This window comes from Kitasatospora sp. NPDC057512, from assembly GCF_042802135.1.
In the GTDB taxonomy this organism is placed as follows: Bacteria; Actinomycetota; Actinomycetes; order Streptomycetales; family Streptomycetaceae; genus Kitasatospora.
The window spans coordinates 1-4,358 of record NZ_JBHVET010000712.1 but is presented as its reverse complement, the minus strand read 5'-3'; the positions used below and the strand labels follow the sequence as shown (position 1 = coordinate 4,358).

The following is a 4,358-nucleotide window of genomic DNA, read 5'->3' as shown; positions in this document are numbered from 1 at the left end:
GCTCCCCGTCGTCGGGGGAGCGGCCTGCGGCCGTTGTCGCGGTGCCGGGGTCAGTCCTTGCGGACCCGGGCGGGCTCGGCGGGCCCGGCAGCCCCGGTGGGCTTCACGGGCCTGGCGGACTTCGTGGGGCCGGCGGGTTCCGCGGGCTCTGCCGACGGCTGCCCGGCGAACTCGGGCAGCCACTCCAGCATCTCCGCGCGGAACGGCGCCTTGGCGCCCAGCTGGCACAGCACCCCGATGGTGCTCAGTGTCACCCGGTGGATCAGCAGGTACGCGGGCGGCAGGTTCAGCTGCTTGCCCAGGTTGTAGGCGGGCGAGCGCGGGTCGGCGATCCGGGCCGCCTGGGCACGCATCCAGGTCCGGGTGAAGTGGAAGTTCTCCACAGCGGCCGGCTCGATGATCGGCAGCAGGTAGTCCAGCACCGCGTCCGGGTCCAGCCGGATCGAGGGCTTCACGAAGCCCTCCTCGCGCAGCATCCGGAGCACGCCCGCCGCGTCCCCGGCCAGCGCCATCCGCAGCGAGGCCCCGATCGGCGCCGGCAGCCCGCCTGGCAGCCGGTCCACCGTGCCGAAGTCCAGCACGCCCAGCCGCCAGCCCGGCACCGGGCCGTCGTCCTTCAGCAGCCGGAAGTTGCCCGGGTGCGGGTCCGCGTGCAGCAGGCCGGTCCGGGACGGGCCGGCGAACAGGAACCGGGCCAGCAGCTGCCCGGCGCGGTCGCGCTCCTCCTGGGTGCCGCCCGCGATCACCTCGGCCAGCGGGGTGCCGCCCATCCACTCGGTGACCAGCACCTGGTCGGCCTGGGCCACCACGCCCGGCACCACGATGTCCGGGTCGTCCGTGAACTCCTCGGCGTGCCGGCGCTGGGCCTGCGCCTCCAGCTCGTAGTCCAGCTCCTCCGAGACGCGCTCGCGCAGCTCGGTGATCAGCGGCTTGATGTCCAGCCCGGGGATCAGCGGGCCCAGCAGCCAGGCCACCCGGCTCAGCTGCGAGAGGTCCGCGAGCAGCGCGTCCCCCGCGCCCGGGTACTGCACCTTGACGGCGACCGTGCGGCCGTCGTGCCAGACCGCCTTGTGCACCTGGCCGATCGAGGCGGCGGCCGCGGGCCGGTCGTCGAACTCCCGGAACAGTTCGCGCCAGTCGTCGCCGAGCCGCTGGGCGAGCGCGGTGTGCACCTTGGCGGCGGGCATCGGGGGAGCGGCGTCCTGGAGCTTGGTGAGCGCCGCCCGGTACGGCCCGGCGACCTCCTCGGGTAGCGCGGCCTCGAAGACGGACAGCACCTGCCCGAACTTCATCGCCCCGCCCTTGAGTTCGCCGAGGACCTTGAACAGCTGATCCGCGGTGGCCTGTTGGAGCTCGGCGGTGACCACCTCGGCGGAGCGGCCGCCGATCCGCCTGCCCAGGCCGAGCGTGGCGCGACCGGCTATCCCCAGCGGCAGGGCGGCGAGCCGTGCCGTGCGGGTCACTGCCTTGCGCGGAAGATCGCTCACCCCGGGCCTCCATTCCCTGGCCCCCCGGTTCCGGACGGCCGACCATCTCTACGCCATTGTGCCCGCTCCCTGCTGCGTGCCCCTCGGAATTCCGTGGGGTGGGGCGGAGAGTGGCCTCCCTTTGCGGGGAGTTGGGCGGCTTGGTCCGGGGAGGGTGGGGGTGGGGGTGGGTGGTTGTGCGTAGGAAGTCGGCCCGGCCGACTTCCTACGCAGTGTTGTGATGCTGCTCGCTTCCCTCTTCCCCTCCCCCCTCCCCCTCCCCCCACCCCACCCACCCTCGCCACCCACCGCCCACCCGCCCACCGCACCCACAACCCACCCACCCACCCACCCACCTCGTGCCCCGAGCGGTGGCGCCCCGTCCTCTCTGCCGACCCCTGCCAGTGCCCGTGTCCATGCCCGTGCCCGTGCTGTGCCCTGGCCTGTGTCCTGCCCCTGGCCTGTGCCCTTCCCAGGGCAGGGCACAGGCCAGGGGAGGCCTCGCACCCGCCCGTGGGGCTGTCCGGCCCCGGCCGGGGTTCGTCGGGACGGCGGGCCCACCCCGGCCGTCGGCTCGTACGGCCGGGTGGGTGCCCGTGGTCCCGTGGGGAGGCCGGAGGCTGCCGAGCCGTGCAGCCGCCGGGCCTCTCCCGTCAGATTCGTTCTTCTTCTCCTCCTCCGTTCCTCACCCCGGCGGTAGCGGCTGCCAGAGGCAGCCGCAGTCCGGGTGCCCGCGCAGTCGCAGGCGCCGTGGCATGCCGTCCCCGGCCGAGACCTCGCACCAGCCGTCCACGCTCGGTGGGCGCCCGCCGTCCAGGAACACCTGGACGTGCAGGGCCGCCAGGCCGGCCACCGCCGTCGCGAGCGCCGTGTCGCAGGCCGGGGTACGGGCCCGGCCGGGCCCTCCGTCGGCCAGCTGGGCCAGGACCCGCGGCCAGGCGGCGTCCTCGTCCTCCCGCCGCAGCACCAGGCAGTGCCCGCAGGCCGACATCCCGGGGATCACCAGGGGCCCGATGACGCCGAACTCCTCGACCACGCCCACGTAGAGGTGCGGCACCCTGGCCCGCAGCAGCAGCCGGGCCTCGTACGTCCCGCCCGCGAAGGCGGCGCTGCCGTCCCGGGGCGCGAGGACCACGAAGTCCGGTGGCGGGTCCCCGGGCCGGCGGCGGGGCACGGGCGCCGGTGGCAGGCCCGCCGCGCGCTGCACGGCCTCCCGGGCCGCCGTCGAGCGCAGCCGCCCGACGTCCCCGGGCGGCAGCCCGGCGGGGGAGCAGTCGCCGGGTTTCACCCGGCCGGTGTCCGCGACCGTGACCGTGCCGGTGCCGCCCGCCGCGAGCACCGCCGCCACGGCGGCGCCGACCCGGCCCGCGCCGCGCACCTCGATCCGCGCGTCGGCCCGGCGGCCCAGGACCGCCGGTGCGGCGCCCGGCCCGGAGTGGACCAGGGAGAGCGAGGCGAGGTCCGGTTCGAGCAGGTCCCGCTGCTGCGCGGGGAAGCGGGCCAGCGCGCGGCGGCCGGCCTCCGCGTCGTCCAGCAGGCCGGTCTCCTCCAGGCCGGTGAGCAGGGTGTCGGCCGGTTCGCGGCCGAGCCCGATGCGTTCTCCCTCGTTCAGGAGTTCCGGTCGGTCGCGCGTCCCGTCGAGCAGCGCGAGGAAGTCGCAGAGGGTCTTGTCGGCGTTGCCGAGCACCCCGGCGAACCGGGTGACGGTGCCGAACTGCAGGGTCTCCGAGTCCCGCCAGCTGCGGGACAGCGCGGGCTTGAGGGCGAGGCGCACGACGATCTCCTTTCCGATCGTTTCCGGACGGCTGACCGCAGCTTGCCCCATCGCGCCGGTGTCGTGCGCAAAGTTATCCACAGGTCCGTGCTGATGATCACCCCATCCGTTCGCACGCCCTGTGGATAACTGGCCATCCTCCCCGACGTCGCTTTCCGGACACTCCCCGTCGACTTTTCGTTCCCGATCGCTCCATGAAAGATTCCGGCCATGGCAGCGGACTTCTGTCCGTGGTACCGGGTAACGTCGTGTGCCATGGCAGCCGAGCGGGACTCCCATCCACCGGCGTCGCGTCGGCGTGCCCCCGCAGCGTCCGGGTCGCAGGTCGCGGCGCCGAACACGCGCGGGCGCCCGGACCAGCGGCAGCAGCCGAGGCCGGCGCCGTCGCAGCCGCCGCCCGCCGGTGCCATGGCCCCCGAGGCGCACGACCGCAGCCGGGTCGAGGTGCGCCGCAGCGCCCGCCGCAGCCGTACCGTCTCCGCCTACCGCGAGGGCGACCGCACCATCGTGCTGATCCCGGCCCGGATGTCGCACGCCGAGGAGCAGCGCTGGGTCGCGCAGATGCTGGAGAAGCTCGCCGCCCAGGAGTCCCGGCGGATCCCCGGGGACGAGGCCCTGATGGCCCGGGCCCGCGAGCTGTCGGCCGCCTACCTGGACGATCGCGCCCGGCCCAGCCAGGTCCGCTGGGTCACCAACCAGAATTCCCGCTGGGGCTCCTGCACTCCCAGCGAGGGGACGATCCGCCTCTCCCACCGTCTTCAGGGCATGCCGGAGTACGTGCTGGACTACGTGCTGTTGCACGAGCTGGCGCACCTGCTGGTGCCGGACCACGGCCCGGCGTTCTGGGCCCTGCTGGAGGCCTACCCGCGGACCGAGCGGGCCCGCGGCTACCTGGAGGGCGTGGTCTCCGCGGCCCGGCTGCCGCACATCCCCGGCGCCCGGCACGCCGGCCCGGGCCCGACCGGGCCCGATCAGGCGGCCTCCTGCGACTGAGACCGAGGCCGAGGCAGAGACCGAGGCGGAGCGGGAGCCGCGGCGGTGTCGGAGCCGCGGTGATGCGGGAGCCGGGGCCGGTCGATCCGACCGTAGGAACGACGGAAGGGGGCGCGGGCCACATC

The 4,358-nt window shown here is 75.0% G+C and carries 3 protein-coding genes; 1 reads left to right on the top strand and 2 read right to left on the bottom strand.

Going from position 1 to position 4,358, the window contains the following annotated elements; translation table 11 throughout:
- Positions 1-50: 50 nt before the first annotated feature.
- Both ACFU6K_RS32385 and ACFU6K_RS32380 read right to left on the bottom strand, forming a co-directional pair.
- Positions 51-1,487, bottom strand: a complete 1,437-nt coding sequence (locus ACFU6K_RS32385) for an ABC1 kinase family protein (protein WP_380669119.1) — start codon at positions 1,485-1,487, stop codon at positions 51-53.
- A 664-nt stretch (positions 1,488-2,151) separates the two neighbouring features.
- Positions 2,152-3,240, bottom strand: coding sequence for a ThiF family adenylyltransferase (locus ACFU6K_RS32380; protein WP_380669117.1), 1,089 nt, complete (start codon positions 3,238-3,240; stop codon positions 2,152-2,154).
- Between the two features lie 408 nt (positions 3,241-3,648).
- On the opposite strand from ACFU6K_RS32380, the gene ACFU6K_RS32375 reads away from it, so the two are divergent.
- Entirely contained in the window at positions 3,649-4,233 is a 585-nt protein-coding gene (locus ACFU6K_RS32375) for a M48 family metallopeptidase (RefSeq protein WP_380669115.1), read from the top strand.
- Positions 4,234-4,358: the final 125 nt, after the last annotated feature.

Bases quoted from the DNA above. Each gene is read 5' to 3' on its own strand.
- ACFU6K_RS32375 (WP_380669115.1), top strand. From the start codon at position 3,649: ATGGCCCCCGAGGCGCACGACCGCAGCCGGGTCGAGGTGCGCCGCAGC.